This window comes from Pseudomonas sp. H1_A03, from assembly GCF_054685145.1.
In genome coordinates this window covers 3,087,907-3,108,855 of the sequence record NZ_CP162829.1, presented here as the reverse complement: position 1 = coordinate 3,108,855, position 20,949 = coordinate 3,087,907, and the positions used below count along the sequence as shown (strand labels likewise).

16 protein-coding genes and 1 pseudogene are annotated in these 20,949 nt (G+C 58.4%); 9 read left to right on the top strand and 8 right to left on the bottom strand.

The genetic code is table 11. The features are described 5' to 3' along the window. Nucleotides 1–118: 118 nt before the first annotated feature. The 3 genes from AB4O35_RS14315 to AB4O35_RS14305 all read right to left on the bottom strand — a co-directional run bounded on the left by AB4O35_RS14315 (nt 119) and on the right by AB4O35_RS14305 (nt 2,118). Nucleotides 119–1,087: a L,D-transpeptidase family protein gene (locus AB4O35_RS14315; protein ID WP_065945663.1), complete on the bottom strand. Its 969-nt coding sequence runs from the start codon at nt 1,085–1,087 to the stop codon at nt 119–121. A gap of 73 nt (nt 1,088–1,160) precedes the next feature. Beyond that, nucleotides 1,161–1,454 carry a hypothetical protein gene (locus AB4O35_RS14310; protein ID WP_065872740.1) on the bottom strand — a complete coding sequence of 98 codons (294 nt, stop codon included), beginning with the start codon at nt 1,452–1,454 and terminating at the stop codon, nt 1,161–1,163. Nucleotides 1,455–1,512: 58 nt separating this feature from the next. Further along, nucleotides 1,513–2,118, bottom strand: a complete 606-nt coding sequence (locus AB4O35_RS14305) for an arylesterase (RefSeq protein WP_065872741.1) — start codon at nt 2,116–2,118, stop codon at nt 1,513–1,515. A 10-nt stretch (nt 2,119–2,128) separates the two neighbouring features. Here AB4O35_RS14305 and AB4O35_RS14300 point away from each other — a divergent pair, with 10 nt between their 5' ends. Both AB4O35_RS14300 and AB4O35_RS14295 read left to right on the top strand, forming a co-directional pair. Continuing rightward, on the top strand, nt 2,129–2,812 hold the full coding sequence (locus tag AB4O35_RS14300; RefSeq protein ID WP_005786391.1) for an ABC transporter ATP-binding protein: 684 nt from the start codon (nt 2,129–2,131) through the stop codon (nt 2,810–2,812). After that, nucleotides 2,812–5,322, top strand: coding sequence for an ABC transporter permease (locus AB4O35_RS14295; protein WP_065889654.1), 2,511 nt, complete (start codon nt 2,812–2,814; stop codon nt 5,320–5,322). Before AB4O35_RS14300 ends, AB4O35_RS14295 begins: the two co-directional genes overlap by 1 nt. Before the next feature lie 137 nt (nt 5,323–5,459). On the opposite strand, the gene greB is transcribed toward AB4O35_RS14295, so the two are convergent. Both greB and AB4O35_RS14285 read right to left on the bottom strand, forming a co-directional pair. Continuing rightward, a complete protein-coding gene (gene greB / locus AB4O35_RS14290; RefSeq protein ID WP_065872762.1) occupies nt 5,460–5,933 on the bottom strand; it encodes a transcription elongation factor GreB in 474 nt (157 codons plus the stop codon). A gap of 113 nt (nt 5,934–6,046) precedes the next feature. Continuing rightward, a complete protein-coding gene (locus tag AB4O35_RS14285) occupies nt 6,047–7,030 on the bottom strand; it encodes a hypothetical protein (RefSeq protein WP_065872743.1) in 984 nt (327 codons plus the stop codon). A 220-nt stretch (nt 7,031–7,250) separates the two neighbouring features. Between AB4O35_RS14285 and AB4O35_RS14280 the strand changes: the two genes are divergently transcribed. The 3 genes from AB4O35_RS14280 to AB4O35_RS14270 are packed head-to-tail and all read left to right on the top strand — an operon-like array spanning nt 7,251 to nt 10,645. Next, nucleotides 7,251–8,177, top strand: coding sequence for an ABC transporter ATP-binding protein (locus AB4O35_RS14280; RefSeq protein ID WP_065872744.1), 927 nt, complete (start codon nt 7,251–7,253; stop codon nt 8,175–8,177). Continuing rightward, the gene (locus AB4O35_RS14275) at nt 8,174–8,899 is read left to right on the top strand and encodes an ABC-2 transporter permease (protein WP_065872745.1); all 726 of its coding nucleotides are present in this window, start codon (nt 8,174–8,176) and stop codon (nt 8,897–8,899) included. The genes AB4O35_RS14280 and AB4O35_RS14275 overlap by 4 nt, the downstream gene beginning before the upstream one ends. A 15-nt stretch (nt 8,900–8,914) precedes the next feature. Continuing rightward, nucleotides 8,915–10,645 carry a Gldg family protein gene (locus tag AB4O35_RS14270; protein ID WP_065882407.1) on the top strand — a complete coding sequence of 577 codons (1,731 nt, stop codon included), beginning with the start codon at nt 8,915–8,917 and terminating at the stop codon, nt 10,643–10,645. A gap of 4 nt (nt 10,646–10,649) precedes the next feature. Here the strand turns inward: AB4O35_RS14270 and AB4O35_RS14265 are convergent, their stop codons facing one another. From AB4O35_RS14265 to AB4O35_RS14255, 3 genes are all read right to left on the bottom strand, one after another. Next, nucleotides 10,650–10,958, bottom strand: a complete 309-nt coding sequence (locus AB4O35_RS14265) for a hypothetical protein (protein WP_065872747.1) — start codon at nt 10,956–10,958, stop codon at nt 10,650–10,652. 250 nt (nt 10,959–11,208) lie between these two features. Then, nucleotides 11,209–11,643 (bottom strand): DoxX family protein, encoded by a 435-nt coding sequence (locus AB4O35_RS14260; RefSeq protein ID WP_065872748.1) that lies wholly within the window; start codon nt 11,641–11,643, stop codon nt 11,209–11,211. Nucleotides 11,644–11,746: 103 nt separating this feature from the next. Continuing rightward, the gene (locus tag AB4O35_RS14255; protein WP_065882403.1) at nt 11,747–13,168 is read right to left on the bottom strand and encodes an MltF family protein; all 1,422 of its coding nucleotides are present in this window, start codon (nt 13,166–13,168) and stop codon (nt 11,747–11,749) included. 237 nt (nt 13,169–13,405) lie between these two features. On the opposite strand from AB4O35_RS14255, the gene AB4O35_RS14250 reads away from it, so the two are divergent. The 4 genes and pseudogenes from AB4O35_RS14250 to AB4O35_RS14235 all read left to right on the top strand — a co-directional run bounded on the left by AB4O35_RS14250 (nt 13,406) and on the right by AB4O35_RS14235 (nt 20,716). Continuing rightward, on the top strand, nt 13,406–14,212 hold the full coding sequence (locus AB4O35_RS14250) for a TatD family hydrolase (protein WP_065889570.1): 807 nt from the start codon (nt 13,406–13,408) through the stop codon (nt 14,210–14,212). 96 nt (nt 14,213–14,308) lie between these two features. Beyond that, nucleotides 14,309–15,790 (top strand): methyl-accepting chemotaxis protein, encoded by a 1,482-nt coding sequence (locus AB4O35_RS14245; protein ID WP_065889569.1) that lies wholly within the window; start codon nt 14,309–14,311, stop codon nt 15,788–15,790. A 198-nt stretch (nt 15,791–15,988) separates the two neighbouring features. After that, nucleotides 15,989–20,306, top strand: a pseudogene (locus AB4O35_RS14240) (RHS repeat-associated core domain-containing protein). A 2-nt stretch (nt 20,307–20,308) separates the two neighbouring features. Next, nucleotides 20,309–20,716, top strand: coding sequence for an Imm50 family immunity protein (locus AB4O35_RS14235; protein ID WP_065874988.1), 408 nt, complete (start codon nt 20,309–20,311; stop codon nt 20,714–20,716). Nucleotides 20,717–20,949: the final 233 nt, after the last annotated feature.

Here is a 20,949-nt window from a genome sequence, read left to right as displayed (position 1 = left end):
TTATCAAGCCGATCCATTTATGGGTCGGCTTTTTTATTGCCTGGGATTTATACCTGAATAACGCGCAATAAAAAGCCCGCCGAGGCGCAAGGCCTTGACGGGCTTTTGAACGAACGCCTTATTGCTGCAGGTCGATCGGCGCGCTGGAGGCGATCGGTGCCGGGCCCGGCACGCCGATTTCCGTCGGCAAACCATCTTCTGCCGCCACCACATCCCGCACCTGGTCCCAGTTCACGCGCAACTGATTGGACAGGTCCTCACGCTTGAGCAAGGCGTTGATCACCGCCGTGTGCTTGTCCACCACCGACGGCGTACCGTCGTCGTTCAATGGGGTATGTGCTTCAAGGTAGACCTTGCCGCCGCTGGCGCCGAACTTGTAGGCATCGTTGATGATGCGCACCGACGTGCCCACCGGCACCATGCCGGCCATCTCCAGCACGTTGTTGTTGAACATACGGAAGCAGCCGTGGCTGGTACGGGTGCCGATGCCGAACTTCGCGTTGGAGCCGTGGATCAGGTAACCCGGCGTGCCCAGGGTGAACTTGAACGGGCCCAAGGGGTTGTCCGGGCCGGCCGGCACCACGTTGGGCAGCGGGTCACCGTTGGCAGCGTGCTCGGCCTTGATCGAGGCGGGCGGCGTCCAGGTCGGCTTCGGCGTTTTGGCAATGATGCTGGTATGGGCGATAGGCGAACCCCAGCCTTCACGACCAATGCCCAGCGGGAAGGTGTAGACCACGTTCTGGCCCTTGGGGAAGTAGTAGAGCCGGTACTCCGCCAGGTTGATCACAATACCTTCGCGCGGGCCCGGCGGCAGGATGAACCGCGTCGGCAGCACGATCTCGGTGCCCGCCCCCGGCAACCAGGCATCCACACCCGGGTTGGCCGCGACCATCTCCGAATAGCCCAGGTCATAGGTGGTGCCCAGGTCGGCAAAAGTGTCTTCGTACTTGGCCTTGATCACCTGGACCTGACCGACGATGTCTTCACCCGGCGGTGGCAAGGGCAACTGCAAAGCTGACGCAGAACCAGCCGCACAGAGTGCAGCGAGAGACAGGCAGCAGGTGACGACGGAAAGGCGCGACAACATCCGGAAAATCCTTCGCAGAACGACGGGGAGGTAAAGATCGATTGTATACGTGAAGCGCGCTTCTAGCTGCCCCTTACAGCTCGAAACGCAGCTCCGGCCAGATCGGCGGCGTACCGCGCTTCTGGGATTCCAGGATCGCACGACACAAGGGGCACAGTCGCTGGTCCTGGAAGATCGAGCGATCAACCCGCGACCAACGCGGTTGCGCCGGCAATAGCGTGCCGCACAGCGTGCGATCGATGGTACCGCCCAGTTCCAGTTGACGCGTCACCAGATGCACCCGCACTTCCTGGCAGGCGAACAGATCCAGCTGCTCGTCCGGCTCGATCAGTTGGTAATTAAACAGGGACCAGGCGGGACGCGACATCAGGGGCTCCAAATCGGGGGGGCGCCACCTTAGCCGAAAGCCTGCCGGTAGAAAAGCGTCATAACAGTGGTTTTAGCGTCGGCCAGACATTTTCCAGCAACTTGCCCTGGGCGCCGACCGCCGGGTGCAGTTGATCCGCCTGCATCAGCTCCGGATGACCGCCCACGCCATCGAGGAAAAACGGTACCAGCGGGACGTTTTTTTCCTTGGCCAACACACCATAGACTTCGGCAAATGCGGTGGTGTATCGCGGGCCATAGTTGGGCGGCAGCTGCATACCCAGCAACAACACCTTGGCACCACCGGCCTTGGACTGGTCAATCATCGACGCAAGATTTTGTTTCAATTGCGCCGGGGGTTGTCCACGCAATCCATCATTGCCGCCCAACTCGATCACCACCACGTCCGGCTTATGCTCTGCAAGCGCCGCCGGCAGCCGCGCCAAGCCCCCGGCACTGGTATCCCCGCTGATGGAGGCGTTGATCACTTTATCGTCGAAACCTTCCTGCTTGAGCCGTTGCTCCAGCAGGGCAACCCACCCCTTGCGGGTATCCAGGCCGAAACCGGCACTGATACTATCGCCAACGATCAGGACTGTACCCGCCGCTGCGTTCTGGGCCATGCACATCAAGGCCAGGCCAGCACTCAAAAACCACATTCGCATCGGATTCTCCATGGGCGCAAGCATTCTCACCGCGCGAAACCTTAGCAAAGTGGTTCCCAGCGCGGAAGGTGAACTGACTATCCTGCACGAACTGAGCCTGGAACTGAACAAGGGCGATAGCCTGGCTATCGTCGGCAGCTCCGGTTCCGGCAAATCCACCCTCCTCGGCCTGCTGGCTGGCCTCGACCTGCCCAGCAGCGGCGAAGTCACCCTCGCCGGCCAAGCCTTGAGCACCCTGGACGAAGACCAGCGCGCGCGCATCCGTGCCGAGCACGTAGGGTTCGTGTTCCAGTCCTTCCAACTGCTCGACAGCCTCAACGCGCTGGAGAACGTCATGCTGCCCTTGGAGCTGGACGGCCGCAAAGACGCCCGCGAGCGCGCCCGGCACCTGCTCGAACGTGTCGGCCTGGGCCAACGCCTGACCCACTCACCCCGCCAACTCTCCGGTGGCGAGCAACAACGCGTGGCGATTGCCCGCGCCTTTGCCGCCGAGCCGGACGTGCTGTTTGCCGACGAACCTACCGGCAACCTCGACAGCCACACCGGCGAGCGCATCAGCGACCTGCTGTTCGAGCTCAATAAAGAGAGCGGCACGACCCTGGTGCTGGTCACCCACGACGAGCGCCTGGCCCACCGTTGCCGACGCCTGATCCGCCTTGAAGCCGGCCTGATGGTCGCGCCCCTGGAGCCTTGATGGCACGTTTGCCCCTGTTGCGCCTGTTCAGCCTTGCCATGCGCCAATTGCTGCGCGATGCCCGCGCTGGCGAATTGCGTGTGTTGTTCTTCGCCCTGTTGGTGGCCGTGGCCGCCAGTACCGCCATCGGCTACTTCGGCGCTCGCCTCAATGGCGCCATGTTGTTGCGCGCCACCGAGTTTTTGGGCGCCGACCTGGTGCTGGAAGGCAGCTCGCCGGCCCGCCCCGAGCAAATCCAGTCTGGCACCGAACTGGGCCTCGATCACGCTCGCGTGGTGGAGTTCTCCAGCGTTATAGCCACTGATAACGGCATCCAGCTCTCCAGCATCAAGGCGGTCAACGAGCAGTACCCGCTGCGCGGCGAACTGAAAAGCGCTGCTGCGCCCTTCGGTGAGGAGACCCCTGGCGGCGAGCCCAAACCCGGGGAAGCCTGGGTTGAAGCCCGGCTGCTGACAGCACTGGACCTCAAGGTCGGCGACAGCATTGATGTGGGTATGAAAACCCTGCGCCTGGCCCGCGTGCTCACCTATGAGCCGGACCGCGCCGGCAACTTCTACAGCCTTACGCCCAGGGTGATGATCAACCTGTCGGACCTGGACGCTACCGGTGTCGTACAGCCCGGCAGCCGTGTCAGCTACCGCGAACTGTGGCGCGGGCCACAGGGCAGCACGGCGCTGCAAACCTATCGTGACCTGATTAAGCCAGGACTCGCCGCCAACCAGCGGCTGCAGGACTCACGGGACGGCAACCAACAGATCGGCGGCGCGCTGGGCAAAGCCGAGCGCTACCTGAACATGGCCAGCCTGGTCGCAGTGCTGCTGGCCGGCGTGGCCGTGGCGCTGTCGGCCAATCGCTTCGCCACCCGGCGTTTTGACGCCAGTGCCTTGCTGCGCTGCCTGGGATTGTCACGGCGCGAAGCCATGTTGCTGTTCAGTTTGCAACTGAGCGTACTGGGGCTGCTGGCGAGCCTGACCGGCGCCCTGCTCGGCTGGCTGGCGCAGTTTGGCCTGTTTTACTTTCTCCATGACCTGCTGCCTGCGGACGTTCCACCCGGCGGGCTGTTACCGGCAATTGCGGGAATCGGCACCGGCCTGGTCGCCCTCGCCGGTTTCGCCCTGCCGCCCTTGGCCGCCCTGGGTCGTGTCCCCCCGCTAAGGGTATTGCGTCGCGACCTGCTGCCGATTCCCTCCAGTACCTGGATGGTCTACGGCGCGGCACTGTTTGCATTGGGCCTGATCATGTGGCGCCTGAGCCTCGACTTGGTGCTGACCTTCGCCCTGCTGGGCGGTGGCGTGGTGGCTGCACTGGTCCTCGGCGGCCTGCTCCTGCTGCTGTTGCAAAGCCTGCGCCGCCTGCTGGCACGCGCCTCCCTGCCGTGGCGCCTGGGCCTGGGCCAATTGCTGCGCCACCCGTTAGCGGCGGCCGGACAATCCCTGGCGTTTGGCTTGATCCTGCTGTCCATGGGCTTGATCGCCCTGCTGCGTGGCGAGTTGCTCGACACCTGGCAAAACCAGTTGCCCAAGGACGCGCCCAACTATTTCGCCTTGAATATCCTGCCGGCCGACAAGGATGCCTTTGGCGACCGCCTGCTGGAACTGCAAGCGCAATCCGCGCCGCTGTACCCGGTGGTGCCGGGTCGCCTGATCAGTATCAACGGCGAGCCAGTACAGGAAATCGTCAGCAAGGATTCAAGCGGCGATCGCGCGGTACAACGCGACCTGAGCCTGACCTGGGCTGCCGACCTGCCACCGGGTAATGCCCTGACGGCGGGCTCATGGTGGTCACCGCAACCCACCGATGAAATCCCTGGCGTCTCCGTAGAAGCCAAGGTAGCGGAAAGCCTCAAGCTCAAGCTCAATGACCACTTGGTGTTCACGGTGGGCGGCGAAAATCGTGAAGCGCGGGTGACCAGCCTGCGGACCATCAACTGGGATAACTTCCAGCCCAACTTCTTCATGATTTTCCAGCCAGGCACCTTGAAGGACCTGCCGGCCACCTACCTGACCAGCTTCTACCTGGCACCCGGGCATGACCAGCAAATCGTCGACCTGTCCCGGGCGTTCCCGGCGGTAACCATCCTGCAGGTCGAGGCACTGCTGGAGCAGTTGCGCAGCATCCTCGCCCAAGTGACCCTGGCGGTGGAGTACGTACTGCTGTTTGTCCTGGCAGCGGGGATGGCGGTGTTGTTCTCGGGCCTGCAGGCCACGCTCGACGAACGTATCCGCCAAGGCGCGCTGTTGCGCGCACTGGGTGCCGAACGCAAGCTGCTGGTCAAGGCCAGGCGTATCGAGTTCGGCTTGCTGGGTGCCGTCAGTGGCCTGTTGGCGGCACTGGGGACCGAACTGGTGACCTTTGTGCTGTACCGCTATGCATTTGACCTGGCCTGGCAGCCTCACCCATGGTTGCTGTTGCTACCGGTGATTGGCGCCGTGCTGATCGGCGGTGCCGGTGTGTTTGGCACCCGTCGTGCACTGAACGCCAGCCCGCTGACTGTATTGCGCGAAGGTTGAAGCGCCGTGTGGGAGAGCTTTAGCAACGCGGCGAAGGGATCACCGCGCGGTCTTTGCCAGACCGCAGCGCCTGCATCGCAGCGTTGCTGAAGCTCGACAGCTCCCACATGTGATCTCTAGTGTTTTCGGAGCCCCGCTCACTTCACATACTCGATCCCGGTGATCCACCAGCACACTTCACCACTCGGGGTCTGCACAAGGGCCTCGTCGTCTACTTCCTTGCGCAGCAGCGCACGGGCCATGGGTGAGTCGATGGAGATGTAGTCCATCCGTTCATAGATCTCGTCATAGCCGACGATACGAAAACGCTTGGTCTCGCCCTGTTCATTTTCGATGTCCACCCAGGCGCCAAAAAACACCTTGCCCTCCTGCTCGGGCATGTACTCCACCACACGCATGTCTTCCAGGCGCTTGCGCAGGTAGCGCACGCGACGGTCGATCTCGCGCAGCAACTTCTTGTTGTACTGGTAATCGGCGTTTTCGCTGCGGTCCCCCAGCGAGGCCGCCCAGGTCACTTTGCGCGTGGTGTCCGGGCGCTTCTCACGCCAGAGGTAATCCAGCTCCTTCTTCAGCGCTTCATGGCCTTCTTTGGTAATCAGCTTGGTACTCAAACGCTTGCATCCCCAGGCAATGTCCATAGGTGCCGATACGCCTGGGTTTCAAGCCCGGGCGTTGGCTGGCTGGCGTTGATGATAAATGAACCCGGGAAAGTAGCCAGGCCAGTCTAGCTATCCAACGCCCGATCCAGCTCAAGCAGCATGCCTCTCAGGCTTTGCCGCAGGCCCGCCACCTGCGACGTCATCACCTTCAGGGCTTCGGTCCTCTGGCTGACCGCAAGCGACTGATCATGCAGTTGAGCGGTGCGTTGTTCCAGTTCTCGAACCTTCTCATCCAACTGGGTTTGCCCCTGCTGCAACCGCGCCTGCCACTGCTCAAGTGCGGCCTCCTGCTCGATTGCCGCGAGTTTTTGCTGGGTCAGCTCCTGGGCGACACGGGCAAGGTTGGTCAACGTACTGTCCACCTCGAACAACGTACTGTGGTCACCTGACGCAGGGGGTTGCGGTTGCGCCGGCGCGACGGGTGCAGGTGGGATTGCAGGTGGCTGCGGCGCGATGATCACGGGCGTTTCGACGGAAGCTGGCAGGGGCTCCTCAACCAGATGTTCATGCGTCGGCCGGGGTGGCTCTGAGGGGCCTGCCCCTTTGACCGGGGAGCTCATTTGTGACGAAAAACGAATGGACGGCACAATCAATGAAGCACTTTCGATAGCCGGCAGTGTCGAGGCCGACATGCCCAGGGTGATCACTTTCATCACAAGCGCTTTCTTGATAATCACCGAGTGATGATCCTCGGGCCTGGCGGGCGGCAGCTTGCAACCTTTCAAATCGACAAAATGATAGGGCACCTGGGTCTCAGTAACGCCGCCCGCCTTAACCCCCGAAGCGGCCAATGTCAGTATTTGCTTAAACACATGTAAGGCCACCTGCAAGTCTTCCTTGGACTCGACCCCGCCCAGGAAATACCGGTCAAGTTTCTTACGCAAGCCCGCGATATAGACCCTGGAACTTCCCGGCTCTACCTCCTCATCCAAACTGTAAACAAGAAAGTTGGAGGCCGTCTGACCTACAGCAAACCCACAGAGCAGTGCACCGTTAACTGGAGCATCTTGACCGTCGCGTTCAAGCACAAGGGTACGTAGCAGCATCATGGCATTCAGGCCTCATTATGCGGGGCAGAAAGTTTATATAAACAACAAATAAACATTCAAAAATTGGACGCTTTTAAAACACGACACATTGTTTCAGTGGCTTGACTGCCGCGCACGTAGGACTTGTCTTATTAATAGTTATCGGCGTTCCCAAAAACAGTCATTACCCGTACCCTTTTTTCACGCCCCCTACGTCATGCCAAACTTATTCGGTAAAAAAATGATCGAAATAAGCAATCTGACAAAACACACGGGTAACACAACTATAATCAGCGACTTTTCATTTAGCGCCCATTCACAAGAATGCCTGGGTTTATTCGGAGAAGATCATACGGTCAAAACAGCCCTGCTCAATCTAATAGCCGGTTCGACGCAGCCGTCCAGCGGTTATATAAATATCCAGGGCTTCAATACTCAAACCCACGCACTTAACGCGAAAAAACTCGTCGGCTACCAACTGTCCAAAGACCTCGGCCATCCAACAATGTCCGTCAACACATTCCTTGGCTTTATCGCGGCCGTTCGCGGCCTCCACGGCGCCGAAAAGCGCGCACGGTTGGAACACGTTGTTGCACGACTGGAACTGTTTCCGGTGCTCAATGCCCCCCTCGACGCGCTCTCCCTTGCCTGGAAACGCAAAGTCGCTATTGCCCAAGCCATCCTGCATGGTCCAGCCCTGTTACTGCTGGATGAACCAACCGAAGGGCTCGCACCTGATCAGAAACATACATTCAGGGCGCTTATCCAATCACTGACGCAAGAAATGACAGTGATCATCGCCTCTCGTCACTGCGATGAATTGTCCGAATTGTGTACACGCGCACTGGTCATAGCCGGCGGTCGCCTGGTGGCCGATACCCCACTGCCCGATCTACAGCGCGACTCCCGTCACTTCCAGGCCGTCACACTTGCTGCGGACACCCCGTTGGATCTGCTGGCCCTCGCCGTACTGCCAGGCGTGGCAGGCATCGAGGAGCATCGGCATGCACCCGGCACGGTGACCGTTCTCGCGATGCCGGGGCACACCATCTATCCCCATATCAACACGCTGATTGCCAGTCGTCGCTGGAAAATCAACTCACTGAATCTGGAACCAGGTCGCCTCAATGATGTAGTCCACCAACTGAGCCAGGAGGCGTCTCTTTGAAACTATTGCCTGTCATTTTAAAGCGTCAACTTGCCAGCTTTGCCTGCACACCCAGTATTTACCTGAACATTGCGATCTTCCTGATACTGTCAGTCACATTGGGCATGTACATAAGCTCGTGGCCGGAACAAAACAGCGGCGACTTGCAGGTCTTTTTCCAGTTCCATCCCTGGCTGTACTTATTGTTGATTCCCGCCCTGGCCACGCAACTATGGTCGGATGAAGCCAATGCAGGTTTTTTCGGCGTGATGAAAACCATGCCCATCACGACATTTGAATGGGTTATCGGGAAATTCCTCGCCGCCTGGCTCGTCGCAGGTACAACGCTGCTCCTGATGTTTCCTCTCGTCATTATTGCCAACTACTTGGGCAGAGCGGACAACAGCGTTATCGCTTCACAATTTTTGGCGAGTTGGCTGCTCGCGGGCAGCTACCTGTCCGCTGGTTGCTTTATTTGCACATTTGTAAGCCAGCGCACTGTCATTTTCGTACTGACCCTGGGCTTGCTGCTGACCGCCAGTGGACTCTCTAGTGTATTGGATGCGCTTGAGCACCAAGCCCCGATAGGGTTGATCGACAGCCTGGCCACACTCAGCCCGGCTTTACGATTCAGCAGTATCGATGATGGAAAACTTACACTTCGCGACACGCTTTACTTCATTAGCATGATCCTCGCCTTTCTCGCTGCGGCGACCGTCACACTCAACTACAAACACAGCTGAGAAGGGAAACCCTTAATGCGGTCCACTCTGCGCACCGGCATGACACTCACCGTCACCTTGTTGCTTTTCCTGGCGTTCAATCTGGTTTGGATAGGTAAACTTCCTGATATCCAGTGGGATCTTTCTCAACAAAAAGTTCACACTTTATCGTCTTCAGCACAACATCTAGTTGCCACACTGGAAAGCCCCGTCGACCTGTATTACTTCAACTCGAACAACGACCCGAAAAGAAACTACGCCGTGCAACGCTACAGCAAGCGTGTAGAGGAACTGCTCAAGGAGTACGAAAAAACGGCCAATGGCATGATTAACCTGCACCTTATTGAACCTGCACCTTTTTCCGAGGACGCCTATAAAGCCCGGCTATCCGGACTCGACCACAACGCTGGGTTTCTCGGCCTTATCGGCACCCGCGCCGGTCACAGTGTGCGCCGTATCGGTTCCTTCAGCCTCGACCGGGAGCCCTTGCTCGAGTATGAAATCAGCCACCTGCTCTATAAGTTGCAGCACCCGGAGCGCCCGGTCATTGCACTGCTGTCGGGGCTGGCGATGGACGAAGCTGCAGGTCGGCTGTTGCAGGATCTACGACGTGAATTTGATCTGGTCAACCTGGAGTCGACTGCCGCGCACGTCCCCGAGCGTATAAAAACGCTGATGGTTGTGCACCCACAGGCGTTATCTGAGCGAACGCTGTATGGGATTGAACAATTTGTATTGAGGGGCGGCAGATTGATGATGTTTATTGACCCCTTGAGCGAGCAACGCTCAAACGCTGCCCCTGCCAACACTCTAGTGGACCAATTACTGGCTGCCTGGGGTATCCAGATGCCAGCGGACAAGCTGCTGGCCGACGACCTCTATACGCCTTGGGAAACGCCAGGGGCGCCCACTCAGGTCCGATTGAACCTGCCTCGGCAGGCGATGAACACAAACGATATCAGCACCTGGAACCTCAACAGGGTGACGGTATCGAGCAGTGGCGCTCTCTCACGAATGAGTAAAAGTCGCACGACCTTCACCCCTCTCCTGCACAGCTCCGAGCAATCGGTGCTGCTGGATGCCAATAGCTTCACCCGCGCTACCACGGTCGACTCATTGATTGAACAGGCGTCGGGCCAAGAGCGGCGTCATGTGATCGCCGCACGTATCGAGGGGCCGAGCTATTCTGTCTTTCCGGATGGCCTCAAGGGGCAGCCGCCCGGTGTGCAGAAAGCAGCGCAGATACATGTCGTGGTCATTGCTGACACCGACTTGCTCACGGACAAGGTCAGCAATTCGGCACCTGACAGCAACGCGTTGTTTGTCTTGAATACATTGGACAACCTGTCCGCCCCCGACACACTCGCCGCAATTCGCCCTCGCGTGCCGCAGGAACGGGAGCCGACAGTGCTGGAGCGCATGCACGAGGTCGCGAAGCACGCCTATCGCTCGAAGGCCAGCGAACTGGAACGACGCCTGCAACGAACGGAGCAGGAATGGCAACGGCTGATCCCGTGGACCACTGCCCTCGGCACCCAGGCGGTGGACACCACCACCCAGTTGCAAGCACTCAACAAGGAACGCCTGCGCTTGCCCATGGAGCTGCATGCCTTGCAACGCGAAGCCTATGCCCAGGTGCGTCACCTGGAACTGGCGATAAAACTGGTCGTGACGTTTGCCATTCCGCTGACGTTATGCCTGATCGCCTGGGGGGTCTTCCGGGGTCATCGCCGTCGTCGGCTGCACGCTGGCAGCCTGATTCACTAAACGATTAACGTCGGGCGATCAGCCCTTGTCGAGCGATGCGGGTCAATTGGCGGATGACTTCTGCGGCGTCGCTGGCACTCGGGGCCTGGATGACCGCGAGGTCAAAGCAGTTGCTGGCAAAACGCGCAAGGGAATCGCCATCTTCGACAAACTGGATCAGGAACGCTGAGGGTCGGCCAGTACGGCGCGGCCAGCCATCCAAGTAACGCAAGAGCGTAGGCTGGTGCTTGCCGCCAAGGAGAATTTTAGGATTGCGTTGAGTCAGGTCCGCGGTGATCGGGGCCAGGCGTATCAGGGGGCGTAGTGCATTCATCGTGTCGTGTCTCTGCCTCAAAAGTCTGCGGGCAGGTGAGAGGCAACACCGAACCAGCGCTTTAGCGGAATTTCGAAGCATGGAACATGCTTCTGTCGGGACCGATAGCGATCACCCATGGCGCCCCGCAATTAGCTGTTTAAATCGGCGCATGAACGGCATCCTAGAGAAGCCGGTGGGGCGATGTCAACAATCCCGAGCAACGAAAAGGCCCGCACATGGCGGGCCGATTCAAGGTTTTGCAGAACGATCAGTTGGCGATAGCGCGGTCGGCAGACAGTTTGCCCGCCCCTTCCAACAACACCGCCAGGGTGCCGCCGAGCAAGGCCAGTGCGAACTCATAACCGTTGTTGGCCATGAACAGACCGTTATGAATATGCACCGAGAAGATCGCCACCAGCGTCAGGATGGTCAAGCCGAGTGCCGCCGGACGCGCCAGCAGGCCAATGATCAGTGCCAGGCCGGCGAAGAACTCGGTCCCCCCCGACAGCAGCGCCATCAGCGTACCCGGCGCCAGGCCGATGCTTTCCATCCACTGGGCAGTGCCTGCCAGGCCGTAGCCGCCAAACCAGCCAAAGAGTTTTTGCGAACCGTGGGCGGCGAAGATAATGCCGACAATAATACGCAGGATGGTCAGGCCGTAACCGGCACGGGTGGACAGGACGCTTTTGATCAGTGGGCTCATGGTGATAATCCTTTTCAAAGTAGGGGTTGGTTGGCCGCTATATTAATCAGTTTAAACAATGATAAAAGCCGAAAAAATGCCTGATTAATATCGATTAAATCGATTACTTCCGTGAAGCGATTTTCGGCGCTGGCGGTTCCAGGGATTCCCGCTCCCGATCGAACGCCAGATAGTACTTGTTGACGCTATTAACATAGCTGACGCCGCCCATGCCTACTTGCTCCATGGCAATGCGTTCAACCTGGAAGAACCACTGGTTGGGGTTGAGCCCCCGGCGCTTGGCCTCTGTGCGCATACCCTGCACCCGCTCTGGCCCCATGTTGTACGCCGCCAGCACAAAGGCCATGCGCTCGCGCTCATTGAGCTTGGGACTGGCGAAGAACTTGCGGCGGATCATCGCCAGGTAGCGCGCACCCGCCTGCACATTACTGTCGAGACTTTCGATATTGTTGACCCCCACGCGCTGCGCCGCCGAGGGCGTGATCTGCATCAGGCCGGTGGGGCCGCCGCTGTTGCGTGCGCCAGGGTCAAGCGCGGATTCCTTGAAGGCCAGCGCGGCAAGGTTCAACCAATCCATGCCCTGCTCGCGGGCGTGTTTCTGCAACACTGGGCGCAATTTTTCCAGGCGCTGGCGGTCGACGCGGGCCAGCGGGTTGCGTACTTGGTAGAGGCGACGGTAGATGCGTTGAAACGCCACATCCTGGTCTGCGGGGGTTCGATAGGTCTTGAGGAATCGATCAATGCTGGCCCGCAGCATCGAGGCATCCTGGCGCACAAACCAGTACTCGTCGCCCGGCTCGCTGATGACCACTTGTTTATCGAAACGCAACTTGGGCAGGATCTTCGACCAGCGCTCGGCAATCGGCTTTTCGACAATGGTCAGGTGGAAAATGCCAGCCTGGACCATCTCCAGCACATCTTCCACGGCCAAGGTCGGGTCAACCCATTCCACCTTGATGGGTGGCTGCTTGTGCAGGGCCAGCTTCTGATTGACCTGGCTGATGGCATCCGCCGCCGCACTACCGGTGGTCAGCGCCAGGGTGCGTCCGGACAGTTGCTCCAACTTGGTAAAGCGCCGCTCACCTTTCACACCCACCAGCCACAGCGGCACATCGCTGGCAATCGGATCGCTTGTGCTGATCTTGTGCGCGGCCTTTACATCCACCAACTCACCGGGCGCCACCAGGTCACCTTCACCACGGGCCAGCGCGCCAAGCAACTGGTCCTTGGCCTTGGGAATGATCTTGAGGTTGATTTCCTGGCCGTCACGGGCATGGCCGTTGAGGTATTGCTCGAAGGCGCGCAAACGATGGTATTCCACACCGATGGCCTGGCCCTGAACCTCGCCGGAACTGTTACGGCTCTGGTTGACCAATACGCGCAGGGTGCGGCTCGAGCGAATCTCCGCCAGATCGCGAACCTTGCCGGGCTTGGTCACTTCCAGCGGCCCGTCCAGGCGCGCAACCGCGGCCATGGGCAGCAGCAGCGTCAGGCACAACATAAGCAACGCCGAGGGTCGGATCATCCGCTCTCCGGAAAAGAATACTGGCCAACATCCTCGCGAAAAACGAGGTGGTGGGGGTCAGAAACAGAGCGCTATAAGCGCAGGCTTTGCGCGCAACGGTGACACAGGGCAAAGCTTTGGACACAACCCAATGTCACTGGCGACGTTCAAAGACAGCTATAACTCGTTGTAGTTCTTAGTTTTTCTTATAAATCTACAGCTCTGATATGCTTTCCGGCCGCAGGCGGAGATAGCACCATGCAACTCATTGATATCGGCGTCAACCTGACCAACCCCAGTTTCGACGAGAAGCACCAGGCCGTGCTCGAACGTGCCTATGCCACCGGCGTGCAACAATTGGTGCTCACCGGCACCAGCGTCGAGGGCAGCGAACACGCCCTGGAGCTGTGCGTAAAACTCGATGAAAGCGGCCAGCGCCTGTTCAGCACCGCCGGTATTCACCCCCACTCTGCCAGTGACTGGAACAGCGACAGCGCCCAGCGCTTGCGTGAATTGCTCGGTGAAAGCCGCGTGCGTGCCGTGGGCGAATGCGGGCTGGATTTCAACCGCGACTTCTCGCCCCGCCCCCAACAGGAAAAAGTATTGGAAGAACACCTGGCCCTGGCCGTCGAGCTGAAACTGCCAGTGTTCCTCCACGAGCGTGACGCCAACGTGCGCCTGCTGGAGATCCTCAAAGGCTACCGCGACCACCTCACCGCCGCCGTGGTGCATTGCTTTACCGGCGAACAGCAGGCGTTGTTCAGCTACCTCGACCTCGACTTGCACATTGGTATCACCGGCTGGATCTGCGACGAACGCCGTGGGACGCACCTGCACCCACTTGTCAGGGAAATTCCCCGAGGCCGTCTGATGCTGGAAAGCGACGCGCCCTACTTGCTGCCACGCACACTGCGCCCAAAACCGAAAAATGGTCGCAACGAGCCCGCGTATCTGCCGGAGGTACTGCGCGAAGTCGCCCTGCATCGCAACGAAAGCGTGGAAGACCTGGCCCAACACAGCACCGCCAGCGCACGCGCTTTTTTCGGCTTGCCCACCCTCGCTTAATGCGGCGCATTGACCCATGTCAAAACGGTTTTCCTGAGTAGCGGCACAATAATGGCACCTTGCCAATGCTGTTTCCGCTATCAGAGAAAACCTTCCATGGGTGCCTGGCTTAGCAATATCTCGCTGAAGTACAAATTTTGGGCCGTCAATGCGGTCGCCTTCATTACCACGCTGCTGCTGGTGCTCTACGCCTTACAGCTTGAACAACAGGCCCGCAGCACGGCGTCACACGCCTCGGCGCAGGCGCAAGCGCGGTTACTCAGCGCCTGGCCGGCGGACAAAACGCTGCCCAACGGAGAGCTTTGGCTGACGTTCGCAGGTGGCCGAGTCCCCCAACTGGCCGATCAAGATCTTTCAGCCCTGAGAAACGCCAACGGCTGGGTCGAACTCAATCACATGCCCCTCTTTGGCGAAAACCCACTGATGGGTGCCGAAGTGATCGCCCGCCCCGACGGGCAACACGTCGCCGTGCTCGCCTACGCCCCCAGCTTGAGCCAGGTGTTCGCCGAACGCTTCGCCAACTACGCGGTGGCGGTATTGATCCTGATGCTGGCAATGCTCGGCGCCTCGCAATTGCTGATCCGCTTCCTGCTCAGCCAGCTCAACACTCTAAAAGACGTGATGCTGCACGTGGAAAAAACCGGCGACCTGTCCGCCCGCGTGCCCTTGGCGTGCAAGGATGAAGTTGGCCAGATGGCCAGCGCCTTCAACGCCATGCAGGCCGGTTACCAGCGCGTGGTCAACACCGTGGCGCGTACCGCCCGGCAACTGGACGAGGGTGCTGCGCGGCTGGCCAGCAGCATGAACGAGGTGCAGCGCGGCATGCTCGGCCAGCAAAGTGAAACCGACCAGGCCGCCACTGCCATTAACGAGATGACCGCCACCGTCCATCACATTGCCCAACATGCCGGCGCTACCCGGGATCTGTCGCAGACCGCCGACACCCTAGCCGGCAGCGGCCAGGAAGTGGTCACCCGCGTGCAACGCTCGATTGCAGGCCTCTCCACGGGGGTGCAACAGACTGCCGAAATGATCCAGAAACTCGCCGAGGACAGCCAGAAAATCAACGGCGTGGTCAGCGTGATCCATAGCATCGCCGAACAGACCAACCTACTCGCCCTCAACGCCGCCATCGAAGCCGCCCGCGCCGGGGAAATGGGCCGTGGCTTTGCCGTGGTTGCCGACGAAGTGCGCAACCTGGCCAAACGCGTGCAAAACTCCACCGACGAAATCACCCGCATGGTCTCGGCACTGCAAGACGGCACCCGCGACGCAGTGGACTTCATGCAGGAAAGCTCGTTCAAGGCCGACGACTGCGTCCAACAAGCCCAGGAAGCCGGCGCCGCACTCGCCGAAATCACCGGCGCCGTGGCGCAGATGCGCGAAAGCAACACCCAGATCGCCGTCGCCGCCGAACAGCAAAGCCACGTCGCCGAAGAGATGAACCGCGCGGTAGTGAGTATTCGAGACGTGACTGAGAACACCGTGCAACAAACCGTGGACTCGGCGACTACCAGCAATGAATTGGCGACCTTGGCCGGGGAACTGAGCAAAGCGATTGGGCAGTTGAAGCTGTAGGACTGTTCAACCTGTAATCCCTTGCCTACAACGAAGCCTCGGTTTACCCGAGGTTTTGGTGAAACTTCCTAGCTATCCTGGCGAATAACGCCGACTTCTTTTCCCTACCAACCTCTCCAAAGTCTCTCGCCTGATCAATCAGCGCGAGGGACCGCCGATGCACTTCTCCGTTAACACCCTGACCCGTTGGACGGCCTCTTGATTCCGGTCATTGGCAAGTTTGTCCTGTCGCCGATGAATGCCAAAGCGCCCGACGTCGAAGGCGTCCTTCGTGACTTTCGGGATTGCCTGAACACTTTCGACGAATGGGCCGAGCGCTTCTGGAGTGGCTCTTCGCTGGAAGTCGAGCAGGTGTTCAAGGTGGGGGAAGAGGTTTCTCTCGTCGCTCCGGCGTCTTCCAAAAAAACCAATCGCACGGTGGCCGTCTGCAAAGCCCAGGGCGCGTTGACCTTGGTGCATATGTTCGAGAGCACACGCTTTGTGCCCATCGGCAATACGCCGGTGATGCTGCAAGCGATTGCCCCTGATGGCAGCCCGATGGGCGCGCCGATCCATCACACCATTGGCCCCAGCGGCATTCTTGAAATCAAGGATTGCACCCGCGACCAGCACTACCAGATCACTTTTTATCCCAACGTTTCCAAGGATCACGTCAAGGCGCTGTATGCGTCTTATCAGTCGGTGATCGCGGGGTTGGAAGGTCGTCTGCGTGATGAATGGAAAACCACCTTCAAGCCGCAATGGAGCCGCTTTGCCAATACCGCGCCGCTCGAGCGCAGCGCGATGCAGGCCGTGGCGTTTTCAACAGGGATTGGTAAAGCGCTCTATAACCTCTGGGACAATTTCACACAGCTTTACGAGCTATTGGCGGACCTCAAGGCCAACAGCGAGAAGTTGTTGCAGTACATCACCCAAGCCGAGCTGGATAAATTGCTGAAACTGGGCAAAGACGCCATTGCCCACGGCCTGCTGGTGCTTAGCGATGAGCCGCTGTTGTTCATCTATTTGTCAGCGATGGTGGCCTGGATACGCATGCTCCCGCCGCCGCAGATGTACGAACTGCTGGGCGAGATTACCGGCGAGGTGCTGATCAATCTGTTTTTGATCTGGGCTACGCGGGGGGATGGGGGTGCAGATACGCCTGGGTGCGCAGGTGCTGGGGCATATCAAGTCCGGGCGGGTGCGTAAGTGGCTGGAGATGCTGGCCGATCAGCTTGCCGAACCGCGCTTGGAGCAGCATGTTGAAGCGGCCAAGCCGTTGTTGGTGGGTAGCCCGGCGACGCCGATCCGGACGATTCCGGATGTGCCGTTGAAGGCTGGGAATCAGGTGGTTTCCAACCCGGTGCCGGTGATTCGGGACAAGGCCCAGCGGACGGTGTTGGTGCGACAGGAACCTATCGACGATGCCCCTGCGGTTGCGAAAAACCCAGCTGGCGATGCGACGGCCTCTTCGGATAAGACCGCGACCAATGGCTGCCCGGTATCGATGGTTACCGGGGAGGAACTGCTGACACTGACCGATGGTGCGCTCGATGGGATTTTGCCGTTTGAGTGGACACTGTTGTACCGCACCAGTGCGGTGGAAGTGGATTGCGGGCTGGGGTTTGGCTGGAGTCACTCGCTGGCGCATCGGCTCGCGGTTTCTGGTGATTCGGTGGTGTGGTCAGACCATGAGAATCGCTCCACCACCCTGCCCTTGCCATCTGCTTCTCGGCCCGCGATCACCAACAGCCTTGCCGAAGCGGCGATCTACTTGGGGGCGTTGCCTGATGAGCTGGTGCTGGCTCAGGCGTCGCGTTTCTACCACTTCCGTGACGGTGTGCTGACAGCAATCAGCGACGCGTATGACAACCGGCTGCGCATTTTCCGTAACTACCTCGGGCAGATCGAGCGGCTGGACAACGGTGTGGGACGCTCGTTGTTTTTGCGCTACGCGTCGGGCCGCATTGTTGCGGTGGATTACCAGACTGAGCGGGCTGTGGATGACGGTCCGTTTGTCTGGGTGACGGAGCAGAACGTTGTTTCCTACGCCTATGACGCTGCTGGTCGGTTGGTTTCAGCGACTAACGCTGTAGGCGAAAGTGAGGTTTATCGGTACGACGATCAGCACGTCATTCTTGAGCGCGGACTGGCCGGTGGGGCGAGTTTCTTTTGGGAATGGGAACGGTCTGGCAAGGCGGCGCGGTGTGTCCGGCATTGGGCAAGCTTTTCGCAGACGGACACGCGGTATGTGTGGGATGACAACGGGCAGGTCACGGTTTTTAACGCCGATGGCAGCCAGGAAGTCTACGTGCATGACCAGCGGGCGCGGCTGGTGCAGCGGGTGGATCCGGATGGTGCCGAGCACTTTAAATCCTACGATGAGAAAGGCCGGCTGACGGTTGAGCAGGATCCTCTCGGCGCGATCACGGCCTACCAGTACGACGAAGCCGGACGCTTGGTGGCGTTGTTTCCTGGGGATGATGAGCCGACTTCCTACGAGCATGAGAATGGGTTCGTACGGGTTGTGCGGCGTGGTGAAGCGGTTTGGAAGTATGAGCGTAATGACCAAGGCGACGTTACGCGCAGGACCGATCCTGACAGCAACGCTACTGACTACAGCTACAACAAATATGGGCAGCTGGTTGGGGTTTGGTATCAGGATCACAGCTGTCAGAAGCTGGTTTGGAATGAACGCGGACAACTGCTTGAAGAGCTGCTACCGAATGGCGGGATCAAGCGCTATCGCTATGACGATCTGGGGCGGCAGGTTGCGCGTGAGGATGAACATGGCGCGCTGACTCAGTATCAGTGGGATGCAGCAGGCCGCTTGCTGAAAGTGACTCAGCCTGACGGCGCAACGCGGGAATACAGCTACAACCCCTACGGAAAAATCACCTCCGACCGCGATGAACTGGGAAATATCACCCGCTACGAATACGCCGACGGCCTGCACCTGATCAGTCGCCGCATCAACGCCGATGGCACCCAGGTCAAATACCGTTACGACAACGTGCGGTTGTTGCTGACCGAAATCGAAAACGAAGTCGGCGAAACTTACCGGCTCCAGTACCACAGCAATGGCCTGATCCAACAGGAAACCGGGTTTGACGGCCAGCGCACCGCTTACGTTTATGACCTGAACGGCAACCTGCAAGAAAAGACCGAACACGGCGACGACGGCAGTCAGCTAGTCACCCGCTACGAGCGCGATCACGCCGGACGACTCGTAAGAAAAACCCTACCCGACGGCAACATCGTCGATTACGCCTACGACCGCCAAGGCAACCTCCTCAGCGTCGACGACGGCCACTGGGCGCTGGCCTACGAATACGATCCCCAGAACCGCCTCACCGCCGAGCACCAGGGCTGGGGCACTCTGCGTTATGGCTACGACGCCTGCGGCCAACTTAAAAACCTACGTTTGCCGGACAACAATCGCCTGGTGTTCAATCACAGCAAAGGCGGTCAACTCGAGAAAGTAGAGCTCAATGGCCGCACGCTCACCGCCCACCGATTTGATACGGGTCGAGAACACCAAAGAGGCCAAGGAAGTCTACTCAGCAGCTACCAATACGACGAACAAGGACGCTTGTTCAACCATGGCCTATGCGACGTCGAAGGTGCGATATATCAGCGCCAATACCACTACGACAAATCCGGCAACCTCACCCGCCTCATCGACACCCGCAAAGGCGAAAGCCATTACCACTACGACCCGCTAAGCCGCCTCACCCGCGTCCACCACTCCCAAGGCGAACAGGAACGTTTCGGCCCAAAAGAAACAAAGCCCTACTACTACCAACTCGACCACCTTGGCACACCACAAGAACTCACCGCCCCTAACGGTGAAGTCGTCTGGTCCGCCCATTACCGCGCCTACGGCGAAATCACCCGCCTCGACGCCAATAAAATCGACAACCCGCTGCGCTTCCAGGGCCAATACTTCGACCCGGAAAGCAGACTGCACTACAACCGCCATCGCTACTACAATCCGGATATTGGTCGTTACCTGACACCGGATCCGGTGAAGCTCGCGGGTGGGATCAATGCCTACCAGTACGTACCAAATCCTACTGGGTGGGTGGATCCGCTAGGGCTGAGCGCCAACTGCCCGCCGAAAGGGAAATACCCGTCAGCCTGTAAAACATGGAATGAACCAGAAGCACCCGATATTTCACGCAAAGGCGCTTTCAGAGGAGCGAAAAGAGATGCCGGTATACCAATGAGCCAGAGCCCGGACATGGTAGTAGACCCAGACACAGGAAAGACCAAACAATACGCTATTGAAAAAATGACGGACAAAAATGAAAAAAGAATACTGGATGACAACGGTATGCCCATCGACACAAGGGTATATCAATTTACAAGATCAAATGGTTCAAAAATCCTTATTCAAGACCACTCAGCGGGCCATAAATTCGGTAGAGTAGATAGCATTGGAGATCACTCTTCGCACTTCAATTTGCGGCCAATCGACAAGCCTCGAAAAGGTTATATCGAAGGAGCAAAAAAACATTATCCATTCAGGAAATAAGCATGAAATACTGGAATGACTTAGATGGAAGCATATTTTTTAACAAACTTTTTAGCTCCTCTATTGAAATTGGAAAAATAGCTCTTTTTTCTATAAGGATAGAAAATGACCAACCTTGTATTGGCATGGGTTTCGACATACCCGAGTTTCCAGATAACTTACCAGAAAAATGGAAGAATAAAGGGTATAACATGTGTAGATTAGGTCTAACTTTTTATGAAATCAAAGACTTAAAAATTTCAAATATTCCTGCACATGAGGTATTTACCGTAAACATCAACAAAGATAGTGACTATTTCACATTTGAAGCCGTCAGCAACAACGCTTCCATAAAGTTCAATGCAAAATTCATTTCACTTAAAGATCCTAATGTTTATATTAACGGACCGGACGACTACTACTTCAAATAGTTCGAGTGTTTTAACTCGCAAACACACATCCAAACGGTACCAGAGTATTGAGTCACCTTGAAAAGGAAATAGGCCAAGCTTTAAAAAGCTGCATATCCGCTCTAGAAACTGCAATCGAGCGAACTTGCCACTTTCATCCACGCTCTGACGAGAAAGTTCTTCAAATCAGAAAGCGATATACTCGACCCGGTCAAACTGTTCGAAAAAAGCACCGAGCACAACCCGACTTCTGG